A 23737-nucleotide genomic window follows, 5' to 3' on the forward strand; every position below is an offset into this window, starting at 1 on the left:
AATTCACGGCATGATGACGGTTTCCGGATCGCCGCTGCGGCGGGCGCTGGCGCGGGTCGGCGCCCAGGAGGATCTGAACTTCCTCATCACCAACCGCCTGCCGCGCCGGCTCGCGACGCGGTTCATGGGCTGGTTCAGCCGGATCGAGCAGCCGCTCGTCCGCGACCTCTCGATCGCCACATGGCGCCTGTTCTGCGATGTCGACCTCGGCGACGCGCGGGAGACGCGCTTCCCGAGCCTGCACGCCGCCTTCATCCGGGCGCTCCGGCCCGGCGCGCGGCCCCTCGCGGCCGATCCCGCGATCCTGACGAGCCCGAGCGACGCGATCCTCGGGGCGCATGGCCGGATCGAGGCGGGCCGCCTGTTCCAGATCAAGGGGCTGTCCTACCGGCTCGCCGACCTGCTCGGCGGCGACGAGGCTCTTGCGCGGGTGCACGAGGGCGGCGCCTACGCCACCCTCCGGCTGACCGCCGGGATGTACCATCGGTTCCACGCACCCCACGATCTGCGCGTCGAATCGGTGCGGCACATCTGGGGCGACACCTGGAACGTGAACCCGATCGCCCTGAAGCGGATCGAAGCCCTGTTCTGCCGCAACGAGCGCGCGGTCCTGCGCCTCCGGCTCGCCGAAGGCGGCCACGTGCTGACCCTGGTGCCGGTGGCGGCGATCCTGGTGGCGGGCCTGCGCCTCGGCTTCCTGCCCGAGGGGACGGACCTGCGCCGGACCGGGGGGCGGACGCTGCCCTGCGCGGCCCGTCTCGCCAAGGGCGACGAGATGGGGTGGTTCGAGCACGGCTCCACCATCGTGGTGCTGGCGCCCCCGGGCTTCGCGCCGTGGCCGAGCCTCCAGGAGGGCGCGCGGCTGCGCATGGGCGAGCCGCTGATGCGCCTGCCGATGCCGCCGGAACCGCCGGGCCGCTGAGCGCGGGTCAGGCAGCCTGGACGGTCGCGAGATAGTCGCTCACCGCTGCATTCAGCGCTTCGGACTGGCGCGCCAGGTCCGTGGCGGCCTGCAGGACCTGGGTCGCGACATTGCCGGTCTCCCCGGCAACCTGCGTGACGGCGCCGATATTGACCGTGACCGCCTGCGTTCCGTCGGCCGCCTGGCTGACGTTGCGCACGATCTCCTGGGTGACGGCGCCCTGCTGCTCCATCGAGGCCGCGACGCCCACCGCGATGGTGCGCAGTTCGAGGACGGTCGTCGCGATGGCCTAAATGGCGTCAACGGCGCGGTTCGTCTCCCCCTGGATCGCGCTCACCTGCGCGGCAATGGTCTCCGTCGCCTTGGCGGTCTGCGCGGCCAGTTCCTTGACCTCGCTGGCGACCACCGCGAAACCGCGGCCGGCCTCGCCGGCGCGGGCGGCCTCGATCGTGGCGTTGAGGGCGAGGAGGTTGGTCTGCTCGGCGATCCCGGAGATCAGGCTGATCACGGTTCCGATCTGCTGCGCGCCTTCGGCCAAGCCCATCACCAGGGCGTTGGTCTCCGTCGCGGAGGCGGCGGCGCGTTCCGCCATGTCGGAGGAGTGGGCGATCTGCGCGTTGATCCCGGTGATCGAGGTCGCGAGTTCCTCGCTGGCCGCGGCGACGGTCTGCACGTTGGCCGAGGTCTGCTCGGCGGCCGACGCGACGGTGGCCGATTGAACCGCGGTCTGGTCGGCATTGCGGCTCATCAGCCGCGCGGCCGCCTCCATCTCGGTCGCCGCGCTCGCCAGCGTCCGCATCATGCGTTCGGTCTGGCCCCGGAAGTCCTGCGTGGCCGTTTCGAGCGTCTCCGCGCGGCGGATCTTCACGGCCTGTTCCACGGCGGCCGCCGCGTCCGCTTCGCGCTTGGCGACGAGCGCCTCCCTGAAGACCCGGAGCGCCTTGACCATGGCGCCGATCTCATCCCGCCTGTCCGCGCCGCCGACATCCGCGTCGAGGTCCCCGGCGGCGAGCCGGCCCATTGCGGCGGTCGTCGTGCCGAGCGGGCGCGCCACCTGGACGAGGATGACGTAGAGGCCGTAGGCGACCGCCAGGGCGGCGAGAACCAGTGAACCGAGGTTGAGGTTGCGCAGCCGAACCGCAGTCGCGTCGGCCTTCTCGTACTCGTTGTGGGCCTCCCGGATCTGCAGGTCCGTAAGCTGGGCGAGGTCATCGTTCGTCGCGCGCATCTCCTCGGCCAGCTTCAGCCGCGCGGCGGGGAGGGCAGCAGTTTCGCCGCGATCCAGCGCGCGCGAAACATCTTCAACGATCGCGTCATTCCGCGTCAGATGCGTTTGGAGGTTGGCTGCGAGCACCTTCTCCTCGGGCGTGAGGTAAGTCGCGAAATAAGCGGCCCGCGTCACCTTCGTGCGTGCGAGTTCCTTGTCGAGGGTCGCGGCCGCCGCGCGCGCGTCGACATTGCCGCCGATGACCTTCTGCAAGGCCGTGAGGATTGCGTCGTAGGCGTCGCGGAGGCTGCTGAACTGCCCCAAGCAGACAACCCTGTCGGCATACATTGTCTGAAGGTTTTGATGGGTGCTCTGAAGAGCGTAATGACTGAACGTCGAAGACCCAAATAAAATAAATCCCAACACACTTAGAAGAATGATGAGGCGTGTTTTGAGGGACATGTCCATGACCGAGGAGTTCCGGATCCACGAAATTGGATCACTCCGTCACGCTATCGCAGGTCCAAGCATACGTAAACGATTTTTAGCGAACGGAAAAATATTACCGTGTCGGGAAAAATATTACAACTGATTTTCTCATATGAAAGAGTCTGACGACTTACTTAAGTCTTGGTCGGTCGCGAGTGAAAGCGGTATTCACGTGTCGCTTCTTGCAAACCGAGGGGAATCAGGCCTGTCTGAGTGTCAGCTGGCGCCGACCGGCTTCGGTCGGGCGGGACCGGGAGCCTCATGCCGGAAATCCGTCCCTGCACGAGGCTCCCGGTTTTTGTTTCCGCATCTTCGTTTTCCGAAAGCTGGTGAAAGCCTTTCGGGATGATGCGCTAAACATCCAGGTTGGCCACGCTCAGTGCATTCTCTTGGATGAACTCGCGCCGCGGCTCCACGACGTCACCCATCAATTTCACGAACAGGTCGTCGGCATCGGTAACATCCTTCACCTTGACCTGCAGCAGCGAGCGCACGTCGCGGTCGAGGGTCGTCTCCCAGAGCTGCTGGGCGGTCATCTCGCCGAGGCCCTTGTAGCGCTGGAGCTGGAGGCCCTTGCGGCCGAAGGCCATCACGGCCTCGAACAGGGCGACGGGACCGTGCAGAACGGTCTCGTCGGACTTGCGCATCAGCGTGGCGGGCTCACCGTAGATCTCGCGGAAGGCGTCGGCTCGCTCGGACAGGCGGCGGGCCTCCTGCGAGGCGATCAGGCCGGCATCGAGGGTTGCCAACTGCCGCACGCCGCGCAGCGTCCGGCCCAGGCGGTAGCCGCCCTCGAAGGCCTCGCCCTGCCAGCCCTGCTCGATCTCGTCGGCGATGGCGTCGAGGCGGCGGGCCGTCATGTCGGCCAGGACCTCGGCCTCGCCGGGACGGGAGGCCGCCTCGGGATCGAACGCGCCGGCCAGCACCGCCTGCTCGATCACGGATCGGTCGTAGCGCGTGTGCAGCCCCTGCAGGATGCTCCGGAAGGTCCGCGCTTCCTCGACGAGGCTCTTGAGCTGCGGGCCGGCGAACTCCGCGCCGGTTGAGAGTCGCAGGATCGCGCCGTCCGTGCCCTGGTCGATCAGGTAGTCTTCGAGGGCGCGCTCGTCTTTCAGATAGATCGCCCGGCGGCCGCGCTCGGCTTTGTAGAGCGGCGGCTGCGCGATGTAGAGGTGGCCGCGATCGATCAGCTCCGGCATCTGCCGGAAGAAGAAGGTCAGGAGCAGCGTCCGGATGTGCGAGCCGTCCACATCCGCGTCGGTCATGATGATGATGCGGTGGTAGCGCAGCTTCTCCGGATTGAAGCCCTCGCGGTCGGTGGAGGAGCGGCCGATGCCGGCGCCGAGCGCCGTGATCAGGGTGCCGATCTCCGCAGAGGACAGCATCCGATCGGCGCGCACGCGCTCGACGTTCAGGATCTTGCCGCGCAGCGGCAGCACCGCCTGGAAGGTCCGGTCGCGGCCCTGCTTGGCCGAGCCGCCAGCAGAATCACCCTCCACCAGCAGGATCTCGCACTTGGTCGGGTCGCGCTCCTGGCAGTCGGCGAGCTTGCCGGGCAGCGAAGCGATATCGAGCGCGCCCTTGCGGGTCACGGTCTCGCGCGCTTTCCGGGCCGCTTCGCGGGCCGAGGCCGCCAGCACCACCTTGCCCATCACCGAGCGGGCCTGCGAGGGGTTCTCCTCCAGCCAAGTCGACAGGCCCTCGCCGAGGACGTTCTCGACCGCGGGCCGGACTTCGGACGAGACGAGCTTGTCCTTGGTCTGAGAGGAGAATTTCGGATCCGGCACCTGCACGGAGATGACCGCGGTCAGCCCCTCGCGGCAATCCTCGCCGGTGAGCGAGACCTTCTCGCGCTTGGCCACGCCCGAGGACTCGGCGTAGCCGGTGATCTGGCGGGTCAGGGCGGACCGGAAGCCCGCCATGTGGGTGCCGCCGTCCCGCTGCGGGATGTTGTTGGTGAAGGGCAGGACCGTCTCGTTGAACGAGTCGTTCCACCACAGCGCGACCTCGACCCGGATCCCGTCGCGCTCGGCACGGACGACAACCGGGCTGGTCATGCCCTCGATCGGCTTGCGGGAGCGGTCGAGGTAGCGCACGAACGCCTCGATCCCGCCCTCGTAGTAGAGCTCCTCGCGCTTCTTCTCGGCATGGCGCGCATCGGTCAGCACGATGCGCACGCCGGAATTGAGGAAGGCGAGCTCGCGCAGGCGCTTCTCCAGCGTCCCGTAATCGAACTCGATCATCGTGAAGGTGTCGGTCGAGGGCAGGAACGTCACCTCCGTCCCGCGCCGGCCGTTGCCGGGGCCGACGACTTCAAGCGGCGCCACGGCATCGCCGTGGCGGAACTCCATCGCGTGCTCCTTGTCGTTGCGCCAGACGCGCAGCTTCAGCCAGGCCGAGAGCGCGTTCACCACGGAGACGCCGACGCCGTGCAGGCCGCCGGAGACCTTGTAGGAGTTCTGGTCGAACTTCCCGCCCGCGTGCAGCTGGGTCATGATGACCTCGGCCGCCGAGACGCCCTCCTCCTTGTGGATGTCCACCGGGATGCCGCGGCCGTTGTCGGAAACCGTGCAGGACCCGTCCGCGTTGAGGGTGACGGTAACGAGGTCGGCGTGGCCGGCCAGGGCCTCGTCGATCGCGTTATCCACGACCTCGTACACCATGTGGTGGAGGCCGGAGCCGTCATCAGTATCGCCGATATACATGCCGGGCCGCTTGCGGACGGCATCGAGGCCCTTCAGCACGCGGATCGATTCCGCGCCGTATTCGGCGTGCTCGCTCTGGGGGGTGTCGGCCATGAACTTCCTCGGGCAGGCGGGCCTTTACGCGACGGAGGGACTCGCGCCGTCAGGCGCCCACGCCTGAACTCTCACTCGGTCTGCCTGATATAGGGGTTCCACCTTGAGTTTGCACGATTTTTGCGCGCCCCCGGTGGCCCCGACGCTGCTTTTCTGACGCTGCCAGCTTAACGCCGCGTTAGCCCTCGATCCCGCCGGCACTGGCCGCGTCCAGGCGGGTGATCGCTTCCGCCGACAGGCTCAGCCGGGCCGCGCCGAGCAGCTCGTCGAGCTGCGCCACCGAAGTGGCGCTCGCGATCGGCGCGGTGATTCCGGGCCGGGCGATGATCCAGGCGAGGGCCACCTGCGCCGGGCTCGCGCCGTGCGCGACGGCGACGGCATCGAGCGAGTCGAGCAGGGCGAGGCCGCGCGGATTGAGATACTTGGCGACGCGGTTCTCCCGCGCCCGGCCGGCGGCGTCCGCGGCGGAGCGATACTTGCCCGTGAGGAAGCCCGCCGCCAGCGAGAAGTACCCGATCACGCCGACCTGCTCGGCCCGGCAGAGCGGCTCCAGCTCGGCCTCGTAGCCGCGCTCGGCGAGGCTGTAATCCGGTTGCAGGCACTCGTAGCGGGGCAGGCCCGCGGAGGCCGAGAGTGCCAGGGCCTCCTTGAGCCGTCCCGCCCCGTAATTTGACGCGCCGATGGCCCGGACCTTGCCGGCCGTGATCAGGCGCTCGTAGGCGCGCAGGGTCTCGTCCAGCGGCACATCCGAATCATCGGTATGCGACTGGTACAGGTCGATTCGGTCTGTCTGAAGCCGCCGCAGCGAGGCCTCGCAGGCCTGCTCGATGTGCTGCGCGGACAGGCCCTTGCCGGCCTCGCCCATGTCCATGCCGACCTTGGTGGCGAGCACGACCCGATCGCGGGCGCCCGGACGGGCCGCGAACCAGCGGCCGATCACCGTCTCGGACTCGCCCCCCGCATGGCCCGGCGCCCAGCGCGAGTAGACGTCGGCCGTGTCGATGAAGTCGAAGCCGCTCTCCACGAAGCGGTCGAGGATCGCGAAGGAGGTCGCCTCGTCGGCGGTCCAGCCGAAGACGTTGCCGCCCAGGCAGAAGGGCGCGACCGTGAGGTCCGAGCGGCCGATGTGGCGCTTGTCCATGGGCTTCAATCCTGCAGGAAGGGATTCGAGACGCGCTCCTCGCCGAGCGTGCCGGTCGGCCCGTGGCCCGGGATGAACGCGATGTCGTCGCCGAGCGGCAGGACCTTCTCCTTGATGGCGCGGATCAGCTGATCGTGGTTGCCGCCGGGCAGGTCGGTGCGGCCGACCGAGCCCTTGAACACCACGTCGCCCACCAGGGCGAAGCGCGCATCCCGGCTCACGAACACGACGCTGCCGGGGGAATGGCCCGGGCAGTGCAGGATGTCGAAGCCGAGGCCGCCCACCGTCACCGCGTCGCCCTCGTCGAGCCAGCGGTCCGGCGTCACGGCCCGGGCCTCGCCGAGCCCGTAATTGGCGGCGGTCTCGGGAAGCGAGTCGAGCAGGAACTTGTCGGCGCGGTGCGGACCCTCGACCGGTACGCCCAGGCGCTCGCGCAGCTCGTCGGCGCCCGCGGCGTGATCGACATGGCCGTGGGTCAGCAGGATCTTCTCCACCGTCACGCCGTGCTCGCGGATCGCCGCCTCGATCCGGTCGAGATCCCCACCGGGATCGACCACGGCGCCGACCTTGGTGGCCTCGTCCCAGATCAGGGTGCAGTTCTGCTGGAAGGGCGTGACCGGGATGATCCCGGCGCGTGGCGTACCTGGCATGTCGTTCCGCGGGTTGGCAGCGCCGCTCGTGACGCTCTCGATCGGATTCTAACGCAGAACGCGGGCGGGCGGCACCCTGCGCGCTCGGCTCAGGCCGCGTCGCCCCTGGGGCGGCGCAGTCCTTCGTGGAGCGTCAGCATCTCGGCCATGCCGAGCGAACGCGTGCTCCAGCGGGTCTCCGCGGTGTTCACCTGCGTGAACCGGTCGTGGGACCGTCCGCCATAGGCGCCGAACAGAGCGCGGCCCGCCTCGACAATTCCGTCACCCACCGCCGTCTCGTCCGGCCGGTCGATCCGGTAGGACGGCGTCGGCGATCGGCCGGTGACGCCGATGCGAACCCAGGCGTCGCCGTAATGCTTCTGGCATATCCGCATGGTGACCAGAACCTGGCGCAGATAGGCCGCCCCGTCGGCGAGGTCCGGGAGGATGTCGGCGATCGTCGCATCCGGGGGATAATGCTTCGTCCGGGCCATGTCCCACCTCGCTCCGGCGTGTCCTATCGGTTCGGCCGGATGAGCGCGAGCCGTGATCGGGCGCTCCTCATGCCGGGCGCCGCTTGAGCAGCGCGTCGAGGCCGCCGACACGGAACCAGTGGTAGCCGTAACCCTCCAGGAACAGGCAGTGCGTGCCATCCTCTCGCACGTCGCTGCGTGATCCGGTGAGCAGGTCGACCAGCACGTCGTGCTCCGGATCCGGATTGCCGGACTCGAGGGCGATTTCCACTGGCTCCGCCGCCAAGTTGTGAACGCACAGAACGGCGTTGCCGCGCCATGCGTAGCGCAGGGCCAGCACGGAGCTGCGGCCGGTCGGCACCGCCTCGACATCGCCCCAGCCGATCTCCGGGGTCTCCTTGCGCTGCCGGATGATGCTTTGCATCCAGTTGAGCAGCGAGTCCCGCTCGTGGCGCTGGTCGGCGACGTTGACGTGCGCGTAGCCGTAGGGCCCGTGATCGAGCACCGGGAGGACGGTGGTGTCGGCCTGCGAGAAGCCGCCCTGGTGCTCGCCGGTCCACTGCATCGGCGTGCGGGCGCAGTCCCGCTCCTTCAGCGCGAGATCGTCGCCCATGCCGATCTCGTCGCCGTAGCGCAGCACCGGCGTGCCGGGCAGGGTGAACATCAGCGAGTAGGCGAGCCGGATACGCCGCGGGTCGCCGGACAGCATCGGGGCGAAGCGGCGGCGGATGCCCCGGTCGTAGAGCTGCATGCGCTTCTCCGGGCCGAACTGCGTGAACACCGCCTGCCGCTGCGCCTCGGTGAGCCGCCCGAGATCCAATTCGTCGTGGTTCCGCAGGAAGATGCCCCATTGGCAGGAGAGCGGGCGCGGCTTCGTCTTCTCGATCGCCTTCACCAGGGGCCGGGCGTCATGCGCCGCAAGCGCGTAGAAGGTCGCCTGATTGACCTGGAAGTTGAACATCATGTGCATGCGGTCGGCGTCGTCGCCGAAATAGTCGAAGTCCTGGTTCGGCAGGATGTTGGCCTCGGCCAGGATGATGGCGTCGCCCTGGCGCCATTGCAGGAACTCGCGGAAGTCGCGCAGCATGTCGAACTGCTCGCGCGGCTTGCCGCCGACATCCGCACCCTTCTCGGCGATGACGAAGGGCACCGCATCCATCCGGAAGCCCGAGACGCCAAGCTGGATCCAGAACCCCATGATCTTCAGGATCTCGGCCAGCACCGCAGGGTTGGCGGTGTTCAGGTCCGGCTGGAAGCTGAAGAAGCGGTGGAAGTACCAGGCCTTGGCTTTCGAGTCGTAGGTCCAGGTGGTGTCCTGCACGCCCGGAAAGACCATGCCCTCGTCGGCGGTGGCGGGCCGCGTGTCCGACCAGACGTACCAGTCCCGGTAGGGCGAGTTCGGGTCGGAGCGGGCGGCCTGGAACCAGGGATGCTGGTCGGAGGTGTGGTTGACCACGAGGTCGATAAGCACCCGCAGGCCCCGCTGCTTGGCCGCGTGCGTGAAGGCCACGAAGTCGCCGAGCGAGCCGTAGGCGGGATCGACGCCGTAATAATCGGCGATGTCGTAGCCGCCGTCCTTCTTGGGCGAGGGCTGGAACGGCATCAGCCAGACGGCCGTGGCGCCGAGCCCTTGGATGTAGTCGAGCCGGCGCTCCAACCCGGCGAAGTCACCGACGCCGTCGCCGTTGGCATCCATGAAGGTGCCGACCGACAGGCAGTAGATGACGGCGTTCTTGTACCACAGGTCGGTGATCATGCCGGCGCCCTCAAGACCTCATGGAACACCATTCCGTCTTGAAGACCGGCTGCGCCCGCGCAGATACGGGCGCCCGGCAGGTTCGGTTCCACACGATCGATCAAGCGCTACCGCTGCACATGGTCCATATAGGCCCTCAAGACGGCATTGATCTTCGTCTGGTAGCCGCGCCCCTGCGCCCGAAAGAACGCCAGAATATCTGGATCGAGGCGGATGGTGATCGCTGTCTTGCGCGTGTCTGGCTGCAGGACGGCCTTGCTCCAGTCGATCTCCCACTCCGCCGTATCCGGATCTCCCGCTGCCGCGGCTTCGACCTCTGCGTCGCTTATTGCCCTGAGGGCGTCCCAATCCGTCTCGCTCCGGCCCTGTTCAACCATCGCGGTCATCTCGGCCGGCACAAAGCTGACGATACGCTCGCTTTTCGGCATCTCGTGCCCTCCGGAAAGAGATCAGCCGTCTGGCCTGACCGCGCCAAATCCAGATCAGCGTGACGACCAGTCCGCCCAACACCGCCACCGTGAAAACGCGCGCATCGCCGCGGAAAATCGCCGGACCATCGATCCGGGGTCGCCCGTCGAACAAGGCCGCCGCATCCAGGACGTCGAGCCGGTGCTTGGACAGGTTGCTCAGCCGTTTGGCTTCATCCCGCTCGAACATGGTCGGTCCGGACGCCACGTCAATACGAATTGTGTGTACGCAGACGCGATGGTCGCCGCGCGGCGCAGCATGGCGCAAGGGCCGTCCTTAAATCAGCCGCGTTGTGCACGCCCTGTTCAGGCGCGCGTCCGGACGATCCGGTCCGCCCGTCGCGTCCCCGAACCCGGCCCGCATGAACGCCATCCTGATCAAGCTGTTCGCGACCGCCCTGACGCTGAGCCAGGTCACCACCCGGCCGGATGCGGTGCGCACCCGATTCGATCCGGAGACCGACGGGCCGGAGATCGTGCGGCTGCTGCGCGACGGCTGCGCCCACATGCGCAAGAGCTTTGACATCGAGGACATCAACCTCGACGACCTGATCTCGACCGCCATGGAGGATCCGACCACGGTGGCCGGTCCCTCGGCGCCGAAGATCCTGCACGGGCTCGACATCAACGAGCTGAACGTCAGCTACAAGCAGTTCTGCAAGGGCGAGAACCCGCCGAACTCCCCGTTCGACGCGAAGGCGGTGATCGAGTTCTACGACAACGCCACCAAGGACCTGCCGAGCGCCGAGGCCCTGCGCGACAAGGCGCTGCCCGGCATGACCCGGATCCTCGACGGCGCGGGCAAGCCCTTCGCCGAAGCCTCCGAGCCGAACGGGCGGCGGATCGTGGTGCCGATCTCGGCGGTGCCGCCGCTGGTGCAGAAAGCGTTCATCGCCGCCGAGGACAAGCGCTTCGAGAGCCACCACGGCATCGACGAGCGCGGGGTGATCCGCGCCTTCATCGGCAACCTCGCCTCGCCGGGGCGGCCCGCCGGGGGCTCGACCATCACCCAGCAGGTGGTCAAGAACCTCTCGGTCGGCGACGACGTCACCTACGAGCGCAAGATCCGCGAGATGATCGTGGCCTCGCGGCTCGAGCGGATCCTCGGCAAGCCGCAGATCCTCGGCCTCTACCTCAACGGCATCTATCTCGGCCGCGGCGCGTACGGGATCGAGATGGCGGCGGAGAGCTATTTCGGGAAGCCGGTCGGCCAGCTCACCCTGCCGGAGGCGGCGCTCCTCGCCGGCATGCCCAAGGGCCCGAACTTCTACAGTCCCGACAAGTACCCGGACCGGGCGCGCGAGCGGCGCGCCTACGTGCTGTCCCGCCTGAAGGAGGATGGCACGATCACCGAGGCCGAGATGAACGCGGCGATCAAGTCGGATCTCGGCCTGAAGCCGATCGAGACGGCGCGGCGCGATTCCGGGTTCTACGCGGTCGACTTCCTCAACCGGGAGGCGCGGACCTTCGCGGGTGTCGATTCGCTGACCTCCGGCTCGTTCACCGTGCGCGCGACGATCAATGCCGGGCTCCAGCGGGGCGTCGAGGAGGCGCTGCAGGACGGGCTCGCGAACTACGAGCGCTCCACCGGGCGCCAGACCTTCAACGGACCGGAACTCAACCTCGCCGACAGCATCCGCCGGATCCAGGCCGCGACGCCGGCCCCCGAGGCGTCGCCGCAGGCGGCCCCGTCCGTCACGGGTGCCCGGCCGGACGCCGTCAAGCTGGACGTCAAGCCAGACGCCAAGACGCTGCGAGCCTCGAAGGCCGCCCCGACGCCCCAGCGCAAGCCCGCTTGGCTGCGGGCGCTCGAGAGCGCGCGCCCGGTGCTCTACGATGTCCGGTGGCCGATCGCGGTCGTGCTGGAGACCGGACGGGGCGGTATCCGGATCGGACTCGCGGATGGACGCATCGCCTCGCTCGATACCGGGATCGCGCGCGGCAGACTCCAGCCCTACGACGTGGTGCGGGTGAAGGTCACTCAGGGTAGGGGCGGCCCGCACGCGCAGCTCCGCGTCAAGCCGACCGTACAGGGTGCGGCGCTCGTCCTCGAGAATCAGACCGGCCGGATCCTCGCCATGGCGGGGGGCTTCTCCTATCCGCTGAGCCAGCTCAACCGCGTCACGCAGACGGTGCGCCAGCCGGGCTCGACCCTGAAGCCGCTCACCTATCTCGCGGCCCTCAACGCCGGCCTGCAGCCGAACACGCTGGTTCTGGACTCTCCTGTCACCCTGCCGCCGATCAACGGCACCGGCGATTCCTGGTCGCCGAAGAACTACGAGGGCCGCGGCTCGGGACCCACGACCCTTCGCCGCGGCCTCGAATTCTCGAAGAACCTCGTCACCGCCCGCTTGCTCCAGGGCGGCATCGCCCCGAAGGCGCCCGCGAGCCTCAAGCGCGTCTGCGACATCGCCCTCGAAGCGCAGATCTACGCGGAGTGCGAACCCTACTATCCGTTCGTTCTGGGCGCCCAGCCTGTGCGGATGCTCGACCTCGCGGCCTTCTACGCGGCGGTCGCCAACGAGGGCGCGCGGCCCGCGCCCTACGCTCTCGAATCCGTCGAGCGGGACGGGAAATCGCTCTATACGCATGCGGCCCGGGAGCCGGTCCGGATCGGCTCGGCCGACCGGGTGGCGTTCTACCAGCTCAAGACCATGCTCCAGGGCGTGACCCAGCACGGCACCGCCGCCGCGCTGGCTCGGGTCTCGGCCTACGTGGCCGGCAAGACCGGCACGTCCGAGAACGAGAACGACGCGTGGTTCGCGGGGTTCACCAACGAGATCACCGTGGTGGTCTGGGTCGGCTACGACAATGCCGATGGCAGCCGGAAGACGCTGGGCCGCGGCCAGACCGGCGGCCACGTCTCGGTTCCGATCGCCTCGGCGATCCTGCAGGCGGCCTGGGCCAACGGCGTGCCGAAGACGCCGCTCAAGGGCCCCTCCCCCGAGGCGCGGCCGTTCATCGCCGATCTGGCCGTCGATCCGCGGAGCGGAGTCCGGATGGCAGGCGGTGGCTTCATCGAGCACTTCCGCACGAGCGGCGACGGCAAGATGGCCGACACCCAGTATCGCCTCGTGCCCCGCGAGACGCTCTACGCGATGCGGCCGGACGCCCAGGACGGCGATCTCGGCAATGCCGACGACGGCGCGAGCGTCGCGGGCGACTACGACGGCACCATGACCGGCGAGCGCCCGCCTGCGGATCCGCTCGATCCGTTCGGGGATCGTCCGCCGCCGCGCAGCCGCCGTGCGCAGGGAGAACTGGATCCCTACGGCCAGGACCCGTACAGGCCATGGCCGGGCCAGTCCGCGCGCTCGCCGTTCGGGGATGACGGCGTGCGCAGGCCGCGCCGCCGTGACCCGGACTACCTGTTCGGCGAAGAATCCGGCTTCTGACCGCCCTCCCCGAGAGATGAGACTCCCGTTGCGTACGCAGCTCCCCGCCGCCCTCGGTCTCGCGCTGCTGGCCGCGCTTCCGGCCTCCGCCCAGACGCCCGCCGCCAACACCGCCCCGGCCCCCGCGGCCGACCGGATCAAGGAGGTGCCCTCGGTCACGGCCGTCGATCCGGCCACGATCAAGCCGGGGCAGATCCTGTTCACCGACCATCGCGACAAGCCGACGATCCCGGAGAACGGCCTGATCCCATATCTCGACTGGCAGAAGGTGCGCCCGGCCGAGGCCGCAACGCTCGCCCCCTATCCCGGCTACAAGGAGCCCGACTACACCGTCACGGTGAACGGCGTGACCAAGCCGCGGCACGAGACCCTCAAGGTCTATGTCGCCGAGGGGCGCTTCGTCGTGCCGCGTCCCCCTGAATCGATCGACATCGCGTCCTACGCCAATCTCGCCTTCGTCCAGAAGATGGATCCGGCGATCAAGCACCGCGCCGTCGGAGCCACCGAGGTGACGCCCAACAAGGACCCGGCCGCCGCCTTCGCCAAGCGGCCGGACCGGCCCTGGTGCGAGGGCGCCGGCGCCTGCATCGAGTCGCGCTACGATCTCGAAGGCAAGCTGCCGCTCGGCGTCAAGCTCGCCAACAAGCTGGAGGAAGGCTCGGCCAAGAAGATCGCCGAGTTCGTCTCGTTCCAGAGCGAGCTGCGGGTGCTGGGGCTTGACCAGGACGGGCCGCTCAGGGCGCTCACCAAGCTCGACACGCCTGTGGCCGGCGGGCTGGAGCAGACGATCTTCTGGGTCAACCAGATCTTGCGCTTCGGCAAGTTCCTGGCGGTATTCCAGCCGATGCCGAACGACCCGGGCAAGACGGTCGTCACCACCTACATGGCGCTCGCCATCAAGGGCGACGTGCTCGACAGGAAGGCCGAATACGCCCGGGTGCCGGTGCTGAGGAACCTGCTGCCCGCGCAGGTGCTGATGGGCAATTCGAGCTTCAACACCGGCACGTCGATCAGCGCCGGCCTGCCGGTCTACGCCCGGAACCGGATCACCACCTTCGCGGACGCGCTGGCGAAGCGCTGAGGGGGCCCGCTTACATGCCGCGGTTGCCGATCGTCGGAAGGGTCGGCTGCGTGTAGGCGCGGTTCACGTCCCGCCGGGTCTGTGTGCCGTTGGTGTTGCTGGACGCGCGATAATTATCGAGGTTGAAGCTCTCGGCGAGACCGCTGCGGGAGTCGGGTCCATCGGTGGCGCAGGCACACAGGCCGCCGACCGTCAGCGCGGAGAAGACCAGAAGGAAGAGACGCATGAGGAGTCCTGACGGGTTCGGCCGGTGATCGGCCCTGATCGAGGGTCGGGCAGTCGCACCATCGTCAGGGCCGGGAGGACCCCGTCAAGGGCGACCGCGAACCGTGAATCGGTTCTGGCGCCTCCGATGCGCAGCGGCCACGGAAAATCCACCACGCCTCGCGTTTGCGGCGGATAGGGGCCGGGACCCCCTGGCGGATCCGGGGCTTTTCGGGCGACAACCGTCGGCGATGAGCAATGTCTTGCCCTTCCGTCCCCGCCCGAGCGTCGCGCGCCTCGCGCGCTGCGAGGTTGTCACCGTCGCGGGCGACCTTCTCGAGCTCCTCGAACGGCTCGAGGACGTGAGCGCGCGCGCCGCCGCCATGGGGCGTCCGGCGCGTGAGGTCGAACGCACGGTCCAGCACCTTCTGGACGCGGTGAGCGCGGTGGAACGCGCGCTTGATTGTATCGGCGAGGGCGAGCAGTCCGCACCGGCCTGAGCCTTGTCGCCATCGATTCGGCAACGCCGTTCGGCGAATCAATAGCCTTCTTCAGCGCTTCGAATACCGCATATCCCCCATCATCGCTGAATGACTCTGCGAAGAGCGACTTTACCGGAACCCAATCGCACAGCTTGCGGTTGAGGGTCGGATGCTCACGTCGAGTATCGTTCCGGAGGACGCTATGACGCTTCGCACGGGTTTGCTGCTGGCCGTCGTGGCGACCGTGGGACTGGTCGCCGGAAGCGGGACCCGCGCGGAGGCGGCCGAGCCGGGCTTCCTCGAAATGCTGTTCGGCGCCCATCCGGCGCCGCAGCCGGTTCAGCCGGCGCCATCCTTTGAGCCAACGGTGGCTCACCGGGCCGCTCCGCGGCTCGGCGCGGCCCGGCGGCGTTTGCAGACGCGCTATACCGCCCTGCCGGTCAAGATCCGCGTGAAGGAAGCGGATATCTCGCCCCGCCAGACGCCAATCGATATGAAGGCGGGGGCGACGGCGGCCTTTCTCAAGGACGAGACGCTCCAGCCCGGTGACATCGTCGTCCTGGCTACGGGGGCCCGGGTCTTCACAGGCAATCCCGACAAACGCCACGCGGTCCGGGATTTCGAGCCGGCGCAGGGCTCCCGGTTCGTCAGCAAGGGAACACGCAAGGTTCTGGCCGGGCTCTTCACGCCTGTGGGTGCGCTACCCGCTCAGGAGGCGCGCCGCATGATGGCCCGGGCCAGCACCACGGTTTCGCCGGTCGCCACGCCGATCCCGGCGCAGAAGACCGCCATGCGCATCATCAATCCGTGGCGGAGCGGGCAGTGATCCGCGGTCCATTGCCTGGGGCGGGGTCGTGGAGTGCACCCCGCTGCAGTCGATGCCGGTTCGACGTCAGAGTGCGCGTCACCACAACGGCTTAGGGTTGCGCAGACGATCAGCGCGCAGGGTCCACGACACGGGACTGGGAAGCCGCAAGACGGCCATCCCATCGACGCCCCTCATCCGGAAATGCTGGAGCGCAGCGCGGGCCGCGAAGCTGTCTTCCAGGAGTCGCACGTCTGGCCAAAGCCCTCCTTTGGGGCCCGTTTCGCGGGCACCTCAGGACGAGGAGGTCGGTTCGGACCGCCCGATCACGCTACCGCAGCATGCTGTCGGGTACCGTGACCAGTGCGACTGGCCACCGTCCTAGAAGAACCGTTCCTTGACGACGATCGTGTCGCCCGGCCGGACCGAGTAGGTCATCGGCACGATGCCGGAGACCAACTTACCGCCGCCGGTATCGCGGGTGAGTACCGCGTAGTCGCGGGCGGCGCGCGGACCGAAACCCGCGGCGATCGCCACCGCGGTCTCGACGGTCATACCGTTCACGAATGGGTACTGACCGGAGGTCGTCACCTCGCCGAGGATATAGAACGGCCGGTAGGCGTCGACCTCGACCGTCACGTGCGGCTCGCGCACGAAGCCGGATGCGAGCTTGGCTTCGATCGATCGGGCCGCTTGGCCGGTCGTCTGCCCGCCCACTTGGACGACACCGATCAGCGGCATCGCGATCCGCCCCGCCCCGTCGACCGCATAAATATTCGACAGATTATCCTGGCCGAAGACGATCACCCGGAGCTTGTCGCCCGCCGATAAGGTGTATCGCGCCGCGATCGACCCGGTGCCGGTGGCATCGAGCTGATCGGTGCGGAAGGTCGGACGCAGGCATCCGCCGAGCGCCAGGGTCGTGCCGAGAGAGAGGAGAAGCGCGCGCCGGTTCATCACCATCGCCATCTTGGATGCGGTAGCGCAGACCACTAGGCTGTTAAGGTTAACGAAGTCTGATCATCGGTGGCGTTCTGCGTCTTGCCAAGGAAGCGTCGGCTTTAACTCTTGAGCAACCTTAATATCCGCTAATAGCAGACGGGCGGCTTTACGTGCTGCCTGTCTGCCCCCGCGCCCAGAGCGTCCGCATGTCTCGTATTCGTCAACGCTCGATCGAAGCCCTGCCGGGCTCGCCGTCCGAAGCTCAGGACGGCCTCGGCCTCGCTCAGGTGCCGCGCGTCCTGCGCCGCTCGCTCGGCTGGATCGTCGGACCGACGCTCGTGGTCGCCCTGGGGGCCACGGTCTTCGTCAACGTCGTGAGCCCCCGCTACACGGGCGAAGCGAAGCTCCTCCTCGAAAGCCGGGACCCGGCCTTCGCCCGCACCGCGCAGGAACGCGGCGACCAGCTCGCGCCGATCGATGAGCAGGCCGTGGCGAGCCAGGTCCAGGTCGTCATGTCACGCGATCTCGCCCGCGAGGCGATCCGCCGTCTCAAACTGGTCGGCAACCCGGAATTCGATCCGGGCGCGGGCAGCATCGGACCCGTACAGCGGGTGTTGATGATGCTGGGCCTCGGCGCCAACCCCCTCGACCGTCCGGCCGAGGATCGGGTGCTCGACGCCTATTTCGAGCATCTGCTCGTCTATCCGGCCGGCAAGTCGCGCATCCTCACCATCGAGTTCCGCGCCAAGGACGCGGCGCTGGCCGCCGAGGCCGCCAACACCATCGCGAAGCTCTACATCTCGTCGCTCGAAGCCGACAAGGTCGACACCGCGCGCTACGCCTCGACCTGGCTCGGCGGCAACATCGACGGGCTGCGCAAGCGCGTGGCGGAGGCTGAGGCGAAGGTCGAGGCGTTCCGGGCGAAGAACGGCCTCGTCGGCAGCGCCGCCGGCCGGCCGCTGACCGCGCAGCAGCTCGGCGAACTTTCCAGCCAGCTCTCCGCGGCCCGGATCCTCAAGGCGGATCTGACCGGCCGGCTGAAGGCCATCAAGGACCTGATCAAGGACGGACGGGCCTTCGAGATCCCGGACGTCGCCAACAACGAGGTCGTCCGGCGCATCGTCGAGAACCGCATCGCGGTGCGGGCGCAGCTCGCCCTCGAATCGCGCACCCTCCTCCCGGCCCACCCGCGCATCAAGGAGCTGAAGGCGCAACTCGAGGATCTCGACGCCCAGATCAAGGCCTCCGCGGAGCGGATCGTCCGCACCATGGAGAACGACGCCAAGATCGCAGACGCCCGGGTGGACAGCCTTCAGGCGGCCGTGGACGGGCAGCAGGACGTCGTCGTCCGCGGCAATTCCAGCGAGATCCAGCTCCGCGCGCTGGAGCGCGAGGCCAAGGCGCAGCGCGAGCAGCTCGAATCCTATCTATCGCGCTACCGCGAGGCGGCGGCCCGCGACGGCGAGGCCGCGACCCCGGCCGATGCCCGCATCGTATCCCGCGCGGTCACGCCGGAGGTGCCGTCCTTCCCGAAGAAGCTGCCGATCGTCGCGTTCGCGACGCTGATCACGCTGCTTCTGTCCGTCGGTGCCGTCATCGCCCGCGCCCTGCTGGCAGATGCCGCGCGGAATGCGGCGGCTCGGGGCGATGCCTTCGATCCGGCCGAGGATCGTCAGCGTCGCGAGCCGGTTCTCGAACGGCCGCTCTTCGCCTTCCCGGAGGCCATGCCACCGGCCGGATGGTCAAAGGCGTCCGAGCCCCCGGCCACGCCTCCTGAGCCGGAGCCCGCGACCGCCGCGGATGCCTTCGATCTCGCCCCGCTGATCGCGCGGATCGCCGCCGCGCCGCGCGGCGACGACGCACCCGCCGGCCGCCGCGTCCTGATCGTTGAGACCGGCCAGACAATCGGCGTCGCGGGACTGTCCAGCGCCCTGCCGCGGGCGATCGGCGCCGCCGGAACCCTCGTCGCCGTCGCGCTGAACGGCGGAAATGCGGATGGAAAGCTCGGCTTCACCGATCTGGTTGCCGGCGAGGCAGCCTTCCTCGACGTGATCCAGGCCGACCGCGCCAGCGGGCTGCACAGGATCGAAGCCGGTCGCCACGCGACATCGGCGCTGTTCGATGCGCCCGATGCCCTGACCTTGACCTTCGAGGCGATGGCGGAGGCGTATGATTGGGTCGTCTGCTGCCTTCAGGCCGCCCCGGACGCCGACGACATCCTCGATCTCGTCGGCGGCTACATGGATACGGTGGTGATCGCCTCGAACGCCGCGGCGGACGATCCGGCGCTCGCCGATCTCTACGCCGCCGCGCAGGAGGCGGGTGCCGGACAGATCCTGGTCGCCCAGGACCGGCTGGCGACCGGCACCGCGGTCGATGCCGGGCTTCGCCTCAGCGCGGCGTGATCATCCGGCGCGGCGCAATCGCCGCAGCCGCTGAACGGCCGCGTACAGGCGCGGGTCACGCTTGACCCCGCGCTTGGCGCGCACGAGGGACTGCCGGAGCGCGCCATAGGTGCGTCCCGCAAGCGTCACCGGGATGATGGACTCGACGAGTTCGATGGTCTCGTCGCAGATGCTGGCCTTGTAGCGCGCCTCGCCGACACCGAGATCGAAGCCGAGCCTCCCCCGTGTCGCCTGTTCGCGCACGAGGTGCTGGAGGAGCAGATCCCCGGGGCTGTACCGAGCGATCTCCGGATCCGGATCGAACGCGGTCATCATCCCGCTGTACCGTCGTCCGGTGACCGCCCCGCCGAAGGTCGCGAGCACCCGTCCGCTTTCCGCGAGGCAGAGTGCGTGGATCTCAACCGCTGGATCCGGACCGGTCGCCGCCGCCGTCAGGAAGGCGCGGATCGACGGATCCGCATAGGGATCGGTGATGCCCATTCCGGCAAAGCGCGTGGATTTGTGATCATAGAAAGCCGCCAGAAACCGCGCCACGTCCTCATCCGTCTCGGCGCGGCGATAGGCGACCGGCCCGTGCGCCTCGATCAGACGCTTCTCCTTCGAGCGCAGCTTCTTCCGGGCATCGGCGCTGAAGACCCGACGCAACGTGGCCTCGGGGTCCGAACCGAGGGTCAGCCCGTAACCGTTGCTGGCCTCCGGCTCGCCGGACGCCGCGAACGGATTCGCCGATCCATCCCAGAACCGGGGCTGATGGTGCAGCGCGTAGACGTCGATGCCGGCTGACCGCCCGGCGCGCGTCAGGGCCGCGGTGACGTCATCCGCACGCATCGCCGCCGCGTCGCGGCTCGCGAACAGGGGCAGGTGATAATTCGCGTGGGTGTCGCCCACGGTCCGGGCGATGCGCAGGCCGAACCGTCGCTCCAGGATCAGCGGCAGGAGCATCCGGGCGCGACCCTCACCGTCCCGCAGGAGAAGGATCCGGGTATCGTCCACCTGCCCGCAAGCGCGCAGATAGGCCATCGTCCAGTCGAATCGCTGATAGGGCGTCTGATGGCTCTCGGGATCGCTCTCGATCCGGCGCCAGACCGCCTCGGCGGCGTCCGGGTCAGCGATGATGTCCGCCACGAGTGCGCCGCCCGCCGGAGCATCGATCATGTCCGTACCCGAGACCTGAAGGCCGACCGCCATTGTCCCTGACCTCCTCTGGACCGCGAACGGTCAACTATTGCCCGTCGATTATCGTCGTCGGCCACTGAACAAGCGGTGGAGTTCAACACCCGAGCAAACACTTCTGCCGCCATCACGACGCTCAAAACGCGCGCGTGGCTAATAGGTCGTTGCTCGCACATCGACCGACATCTGATCTTTCGAGTTTGTTTACCGCGATGCGCCCAGGGTGCCGTCCGTGGGCCGGGCGGCCCGATCGGTCAGGGGCCATGCTGTCTTCGCGCACCAAGCATCGGGTCTTCGCGACCGGATTTCGCGCGATCCAGGCCGTCGGGGCGGATCGGTGGCTCGCGCCGGCCTCCCGCGGGCTCGGGGTCATCCTCACCTTTCATCATGTCAGTCCGGACCCGCTGCCGGCCTTCGCGCCGAACCGTCTCCTATCCATCACGCCGGACTTCCTCGACCAGACCCTGCGGGAACTCGATGCCCGCGGCTTCGAGGTGATCGACCTCGACGCCGTGCCGGAACGCCTTGCCGAACCGGATTACGGCCCACCCTTCGCGGTCCTGACCTTCGATGACGGCTATCGCGACAACGTCGCACACGCGCGGCCTGTCCTAGCGCGCCACGGTGTCCCCTGGACGCTGTTCGTCACCAGCGCCTTCGCGGACCAGACCGGCCGGCTGTGGTGGATCGAACTGGAACGCGCCATCGAACGGCTCGACCGGGTCCGGATCGACATCGGCGCACGCAGCGTCGATCTGCCGGCGCGCAGCCCCGGGGAAAAGGCAATCGCCTTCGACGCGGTCTATCGTGACCTGCGCGGCGGCAGCGAGACGGACCTTCTCGCCCGGATCGCGGGCCTCTGTCGTCAGGCCGGATTCGCGCCCGGACAGATCGCGTCCGAACTGTGCCTGTCCTGGGCGGAACTCCGCGATCTCGCGACGGATCCCGCCGTCACCATCGGGGCGCACACGGTGAGCCACCCGATGCTGGCGAAGCATCCGGAGGCGTTCGTCGCTCGGGAGATCGCCGAGGGACGGGCGCGGATCGAGTCGGCGCTCGATCGGCCCGTCCGGCACCTCTCGTATCCGGTCGGCGATCCGGGCTCGGCGGGGCCGCGGGAATTCGGGATGGCCCGCAGCCTGGGCTTCGCCACCGGTGTGACGACCCGACCCGGCCACCTCTTCGGCGGCCATGCCGGCCACCTTCACGCCCTGCCCCGGGTCTCGGTCAACGGCTGCCATCAGTCGCGGGCGGCCCTGGGCAGCCTGCTCTCCGGCGTGCCGTTCCTCGCCTGGAACCGGGGTCGGCGTCTGAACGTGGCGTAACCGGCGCTATCGCCGCCGCCGATGCCGATAGCCGGTCGAGAACGAGGCGTATTGCCGGCCGCGATGCCCGCGGTAGCGCCGGCGGCTGCCCGTGACGGGCTCCGCCGCCTCCTCGACCTGCGGGATGGCCTCCGCCATGGCGGCAGCGGGCGTCGACCCGGTGTCGGCCGAAGCGTAGCCGCCGGCCACGTTCTTGGCCGCGGGACCGAACATCGCCAGACACTGATTGTAGGCGAGATCGTTCTTCAGCCGCTCGCATTCACCGATCGATCGCGGCGTGCCCTGGGCCTGGGCCGGCAGGGGTGCGAGCAGCACGGCGAGGGCTGCGAGAGGCGTGAGGCGCATGGAGAAACGGAGCACGACGCAGCTAACTCGGGAGCGGAGGGGCCGCTTGTGATCCCGGAGTGCGGCGAAATCGAGGGTTCGCGTCAGCGGTCCGGCCGTTCCATCCATCGGATCAGCGGCATCAGCGGGAAGATCCAGGCGATGCCGAGGATCGAGTACAGCACGGCCTGCACCGCCGCCGGCGTCTCCGAGATGCGGCTGTCCGCCAGGCTCATCGCCAGGGGGCCATAGAGGCAGACGAAGGCCAGGATCGACAGGGTGCCGATCAGGGTTCGGGTGCGACGGCGCATGACGTCTCGTGCTGGTTCTACGATGAGCCTCTGCAGGAGGGCTATCGTCCGGTCTCGCGCTTGGCAACGCGCAGCCTGCCGCGGGCTGCGGCGCCGCCAACATTGCTGCGCTGCCGCGGATACCCTAACCCCGGCGCGGGGATCGGCGCATCCCGGTCCCGGACGAAGGGACGTCGTATGCTTACACGAGATGCCGGCGCGCGCCGATCGGGCGCGGTGCGGGCTTGGCTCTACGGGATCGCCGCCCTGGTGGTCGCCATGGTGGCGGTCGGCGGGGCGACGCGGCTCACGGGATCCGGCCTGTCCATCACCGAGTGGCGACCGGTGACCGGTGTCATCCCGCCCCTCTCCAACGCGGACTGGATCGCGGAATTCGCGAAGTACAAGGATACGCCGCAATATAGCATTCTCAACCAGGGGATGGGCCTGTCCGCCTTCAAGGTCCTGTACGGCTGGGAATGGGGCCATCGCCTGCTCGGCCGGCTGATCGGGCTCGTGTTTTTCCTGCCGCTGGTCGTGTTCTGGTGGCAGGGACGGATCAGCCGCAAGCTCGGGCTCGGCCTCCTCGGCCTGGGCGTGCTGGGCGGCCTTCAGGGCGCCATCGGCTGGGTCATGGTGGCCTCGGGCCTCCAGCCCGGCATGACCGCAGTGGCGCCGCTCAAGCTCGCGCTTCACCTGACGACGGCGAGCCTCATTCTGGCGGGGCTGGTCTGGCTGGCGGCGGGCGAGCGCGGCCGTGCCCTGGAGCCGGTCTCGACGCGGCTGCGCGCGACCGCGGTGATGCTGCCCGTGCTGATCCTGCTGCAGATCTTCCTCGGCGGGCTCGTCGCGGGCTCGCACGCGGGTCTGGTCTACAACACGTGGCCCACGATGGACGGTGCGCTGGTGCCCGCGGCCGACACCCTCTTCGCGATCCGCCCCTGGATCGAGAACTTCGTGGACAATCACGCCCTCGTCCAGTTCGACCACCGGATGACGGCCTACCTCGTGATCCTCGTGGCGATCCTGCACGCCGTCGATGCCAGAGTGACGGGACCGGCCGGCGCGGCGGGGCGCGCGACCGGGGTGGCCGTGCTGGCGCTGGCCCAGGCCATGCTTGGAATCGCGACGCTGCTCCTCGCCATTCCGCTCTGGGCGGCGTTGGCCCATCAGGTCGTGGCGATGGCGGTCCTGACCATGGCGACGGCCCACGCCCGACTTAGCCGCGGTGTGGAAGAGGAGACCGGGCGCGTGCGGTTCGCGCAGGCGGACCCACCCATCGGCTTCGAAGGGCTCGCCGGCCGCGGCGCCTAGACTTCCTGCGATGCGGCAAGTTCGCCGCACCGCAGGAGAGCTATAACGGCGCGTGGGAATCCTTGGGATAACTCGGGCTCAGCATTCTGCACAGGGAACGATCAAGAACTCTCAA

General features: G+C 68.6%; 22 protein-coding genes. 8 read left to right on the top strand and 14 right to left on the bottom strand.

Annotation, left to right across the window (positions count from 1 at the left end; translation table 11 throughout):
• Window positions 1-10 precede the first annotated feature (10 nt).
• Window positions 11-922, top strand: a complete 912-nt coding sequence (asd, locus tag MKK75_RS32930) for an archaetidylserine decarboxylase (RefSeq protein WP_244046676.1) — start codon at window positions 11-13, stop codon at window positions 920-922.
• A 7-nt stretch (window positions 923-929) separates the two neighbouring features.
• Here asd and MKK75_RS32935 read toward each other — a convergent pair whose 3' ends face one another.
• From MKK75_RS32935 to MKK75_RS32975, 9 genes are all read right to left on the bottom strand, one after another.
• Complete coding sequence (locus MKK75_RS32935) at window positions 930-1172, bottom strand: hypothetical protein (RefSeq protein WP_244046677.1); 243 nt, start codon at window positions 1170-1172, stop codon at window positions 930-932.
• Window positions 1173-1211: 39 nt separating this feature from the next.
• Entirely contained in the window at window positions 1212-2597 is a 1386-nt protein-coding gene (locus MKK75_RS32940; protein ID WP_313901912.1) for a methyl-accepting chemotaxis protein, read from the bottom strand.
• Between the two features lie 374 nt (window positions 2598-2971).
• Window positions 2972-5416 (bottom strand): DNA topoisomerase (ATP-hydrolyzing) subunit B, encoded by a 2445-nt coding sequence (gene gyrB / locus MKK75_RS32945; RefSeq protein ID WP_244046678.1) that lies wholly within the window; start codon window positions 5414-5416, stop codon window positions 2972-2974.
• 178 nt (window positions 5417-5594) lie between these two features.
• A complete protein-coding gene (locus MKK75_RS32950; RefSeq protein WP_244046679.1) occupies window positions 5595-6557 on the bottom strand; it encodes an aldo/keto reductase in 963 nt (320 codons plus the stop codon).
• A gap of 5 nt (window positions 6558-6562) precedes the next feature.
• Window positions 6563-7207, bottom strand: coding sequence for an MBL fold metallo-hydrolase (locus MKK75_RS32955; RefSeq protein ID WP_244046680.1), 645 nt, complete (start codon window positions 7205-7207; stop codon window positions 6563-6565).
• A gap of 89 nt (window positions 7208-7296) precedes the next feature.
• Complete coding sequence (locus tag MKK75_RS32960; protein WP_244046681.1) at window positions 7297-7680, bottom strand: hypothetical protein; 384 nt, start codon at window positions 7678-7680, stop codon at window positions 7297-7299.
• Between the two features lie 67 nt (window positions 7681-7747).
• Window positions 7748-9415 (bottom strand): alpha-amylase family protein, encoded by a 1668-nt coding sequence (locus MKK75_RS32965; RefSeq protein WP_244046682.1) that lies wholly within the window; start codon window positions 9413-9415, stop codon window positions 7748-7750.
• Window positions 9416-9522: 107 nt separating this feature from the next.
• The gene (locus MKK75_RS32970; protein WP_244046683.1) at window positions 9523-9792 is read right to left on the bottom strand and encodes a BrnA antitoxin family protein; all 270 of its coding nucleotides are present in this window, start codon (window positions 9790-9792) and stop codon (window positions 9523-9525) included.
• Window positions 9785-10072 (bottom strand): BrnT family toxin, encoded by a 288-nt coding sequence (locus MKK75_RS32975; RefSeq protein WP_244046684.1) that lies wholly within the window; start codon window positions 10070-10072, stop codon window positions 9785-9787. The genes MKK75_RS32970 and MKK75_RS32975 overlap by 8 nt, the downstream gene beginning before the upstream one ends.
• Before the next feature lie 172 nt (window positions 10073-10244).
• Between MKK75_RS32975 and MKK75_RS32980 the strand changes: the two genes are divergently transcribed.
• Window positions 10245-13277, top strand: a complete 3033-nt coding sequence (locus tag MKK75_RS32980) for a penicillin-binding protein 1A (RefSeq protein WP_244046685.1) — start codon at window positions 10245-10247, stop codon at window positions 13275-13277.
• Between the two features lie 28 nt (window positions 13278-13305).
• On the top strand, window positions 13306-14358 hold the full coding sequence (locus MKK75_RS32985; protein ID WP_244046686.1) for a hypothetical protein: 1053 nt from the start codon (window positions 13306-13308) through the stop codon (window positions 14356-14358).
• Window positions 14359-14368: 10 nt separating this feature from the next.
• Here MKK75_RS32985 and MKK75_RS32990 read toward each other — a convergent pair whose 3' ends face one another.
• Window positions 14369-14584: a hypothetical protein gene (locus tag MKK75_RS32990; RefSeq protein ID WP_244046687.1), complete on the bottom strand. Its 216-nt coding sequence runs from the start codon at window positions 14582-14584 to the stop codon at window positions 14369-14371.
• A gap of 229 nt (window positions 14585-14813) precedes the next feature.
• On the opposite strand from MKK75_RS32990, the gene MKK75_RS32995 reads away from it, so the two are divergent.
• Together MKK75_RS32995 and MKK75_RS33000 are read left to right on the top strand one after the other, a co-directional pair.
• On the top strand, window positions 14814-15062 hold the full coding sequence (locus MKK75_RS32995; RefSeq protein ID WP_244046688.1) for a hypothetical protein: 249 nt from the start codon (window positions 14814-14816) through the stop codon (window positions 15060-15062).
• Window positions 15063-15264: 202 nt separating this feature from the next.
• Entirely contained in the window at window positions 15265-15870 is a 606-nt protein-coding gene (locus MKK75_RS33000; protein ID WP_244046689.1) for a hypothetical protein, read from the top strand.
• A gap of 360 nt (window positions 15871-16230) precedes the next feature.
• On the opposite strand, the gene MKK75_RS33005 is transcribed toward MKK75_RS33000, so the two are convergent.
• Window positions 16231-16812: a polysaccharide biosynthesis/export family protein gene (locus tag MKK75_RS33005; RefSeq protein ID WP_244046864.1), complete on the bottom strand. Its 582-nt coding sequence runs from the start codon at window positions 16810-16812 to the stop codon at window positions 16231-16233.
• 185 nt (window positions 16813-16997) lie between these two features.
• Here MKK75_RS33005 and MKK75_RS33010 point away from each other — a divergent pair, with 185 nt between their 5' ends.
• Window positions 16998-19196, top strand: a complete 2199-nt coding sequence (locus MKK75_RS33010; RefSeq protein ID WP_244046690.1) for a GumC family protein — start codon at window positions 16998-17000, stop codon at window positions 19194-19196.
• Here the strand turns inward: MKK75_RS33010 and MKK75_RS33015 are convergent, their stop codons facing one another.
• Window positions 19197-20384, bottom strand: coding sequence for a GNAT family N-acetyltransferase (locus MKK75_RS33015; RefSeq protein WP_244046691.1), 1188 nt, complete (start codon window positions 20382-20384; stop codon window positions 19197-19199).
• Between the two features lie 248 nt (window positions 20385-20632).
• Between MKK75_RS33015 and MKK75_RS33020 the strand changes: the two genes are divergently transcribed.
• Window positions 20633-21694, top strand: coding sequence for a polysaccharide deacetylase family protein (locus tag MKK75_RS33020; protein WP_244046692.1), 1062 nt, complete (start codon window positions 20633-20635; stop codon window positions 21692-21694).
• A gap of 6 nt (window positions 21695-21700) precedes the next feature.
• Here the strand turns inward: MKK75_RS33020 and MKK75_RS33025 are convergent, their stop codons facing one another.
• Complete coding sequence (locus MKK75_RS33025; protein ID WP_244046693.1) at window positions 21701-22039, bottom strand: hypothetical protein; 339 nt, start codon at window positions 22037-22039, stop codon at window positions 21701-21703.
• Window positions 22040-22122: 83 nt separating this feature from the next.
• Window positions 22123-22329, bottom strand: a complete 207-nt coding sequence (locus MKK75_RS33030) for a DUF2842 domain-containing protein (RefSeq protein ID WP_244046694.1) — start codon at window positions 22327-22329, stop codon at window positions 22123-22125.
• A 177-nt stretch (window positions 22330-22506) separates the two neighbouring features.
• On the opposite strand from MKK75_RS33030, the gene MKK75_RS33035 reads away from it, so the two are divergent.
• Complete coding sequence (locus tag MKK75_RS33035; RefSeq protein ID WP_244046695.1) at window positions 22507-23622, top strand: COX15/CtaA family protein; 1116 nt, start codon at window positions 22507-22509, stop codon at window positions 23620-23622.
• The last annotated feature ends 115 nt before the right edge of the window (window positions 23623-23737 follow it).

The organism is Methylobacterium sp. J-030 (assembly GCF_022829545.1).
Lineage (GTDB): Bacteria > Pseudomonadota > Alphaproteobacteria > Rhizobiales > Beijerinckiaceae > Methylobacterium.

Bases quoted from the DNA above. Each gene is read 5' to 3' on its own strand.
- asd (WP_244046676.1), top strand. From the start codon at position 11: ATGATGACGGTTTCCGGATCGCCGCTGCGGCGGGCGCTGGCGCGGGTC.
- MKK75_RS32940 (WP_313901912.1), bottom strand. From the start codon at position 2,597: ATGGACATGTCCCTCAAAACACGCCTCATCATTCTTCTAAGTGTGTTG.
- gyrB (WP_244046678.1), bottom strand. From the start codon at position 5,416: ATGGCCGACACCCCCCAGAGCGAGCACGCCGAATACGGCGCGGAATCG.
- MKK75_RS32950 (WP_244046679.1), bottom strand. From the start codon at position 6,557: ATGGACAAGCGCCACATCGGCCGCTCGGACCTCACGGTCGCGCCCTTC.
- MKK75_RS32955 (WP_244046680.1), bottom strand. From the start codon at position 7,207: ATGCCAGGTACGCCACGCGCCGGGATCATCCCGGTCACGCCCTTCCAG.
- MKK75_RS32960 (WP_244046681.1), bottom strand. From the start codon at position 7,680: ATGGCCCGGACGAAGCATTATCCCCCGGATGCGACGATCGCCGACATC.
- MKK75_RS32965 (WP_244046682.1), bottom strand. From the start codon at position 9,415: ATGATCACCGACCTGTGGTACAAGAACGCCGTCATCTACTGCCTGTCG.
- MKK75_RS32970 (WP_244046683.1), bottom strand. From the start codon at position 9,792: ATGGTTGAACAGGGCCGGAGCGAGACGGATTGGGACGCCCTCAGGGCA.
- MKK75_RS32975 (WP_244046684.1), bottom strand. From the start codon at position 10,072: ATGTTCGAGCGGGATGAAGCCAAACGGCTGAGCAACCTGTCCAAGCAC.
- MKK75_RS32980 (WP_244046685.1), top strand. From the start codon at position 10,245: ATGAACGCCATCCTGATCAAGCTGTTCGCGACCGCCCTGACGCTGAGC.
- MKK75_RS32990 (WP_244046687.1), bottom strand. From the start codon at position 14,584: ATGCGTCTCTTCCTTCTGGTCTTCTCCGCGCTGACGGTCGGCGGCCTG.
- MKK75_RS32995 (WP_244046688.1), top strand. From the start codon at position 14,814: ATGAGCAATGTCTTGCCCTTCCGTCCCCGCCCGAGCGTCGCGCGCCTC.
- MKK75_RS33005 (WP_244046864.1), bottom strand. From the start codon at position 16,812: ATGGTGATGAACCGGCGCGCGCTTCTCCTCTCTCTCGGCACGACCCTG.
- MKK75_RS33010 (WP_244046690.1), top strand. From the start codon at position 16,998: ATGTCTCGTATTCGTCAACGCTCGATCGAAGCCCTGCCGGGCTCGCCG.
- MKK75_RS33015 (WP_244046691.1), bottom strand. From the start codon at position 20,384: ATGGCGGTCGGCCTTCAGGTCTCGGGTACGGACATGATCGATGCTCCG.
- MKK75_RS33020 (WP_244046692.1), top strand. From the start codon at position 20,633: ATGCTGTCTTCGCGCACCAAGCATCGGGTCTTCGCGACCGGATTTCGC.
- MKK75_RS33025 (WP_244046693.1), bottom strand. From the start codon at position 22,039: ATGCGCCTCACGCCTCTCGCAGCCCTCGCCGTGCTGCTCGCACCCCTG.
- MKK75_RS33030 (WP_244046694.1), bottom strand. From the start codon at position 22,329: ATGCGCCGTCGCACCCGAACCCTGATCGGCACCCTGTCGATCCTGGCC.
- MKK75_RS33035 (WP_244046695.1), top strand. From the start codon at position 22,507: ATGCTTACACGAGATGCCGGCGCGCGCCGATCGGGCGCGGTGCGGGCT.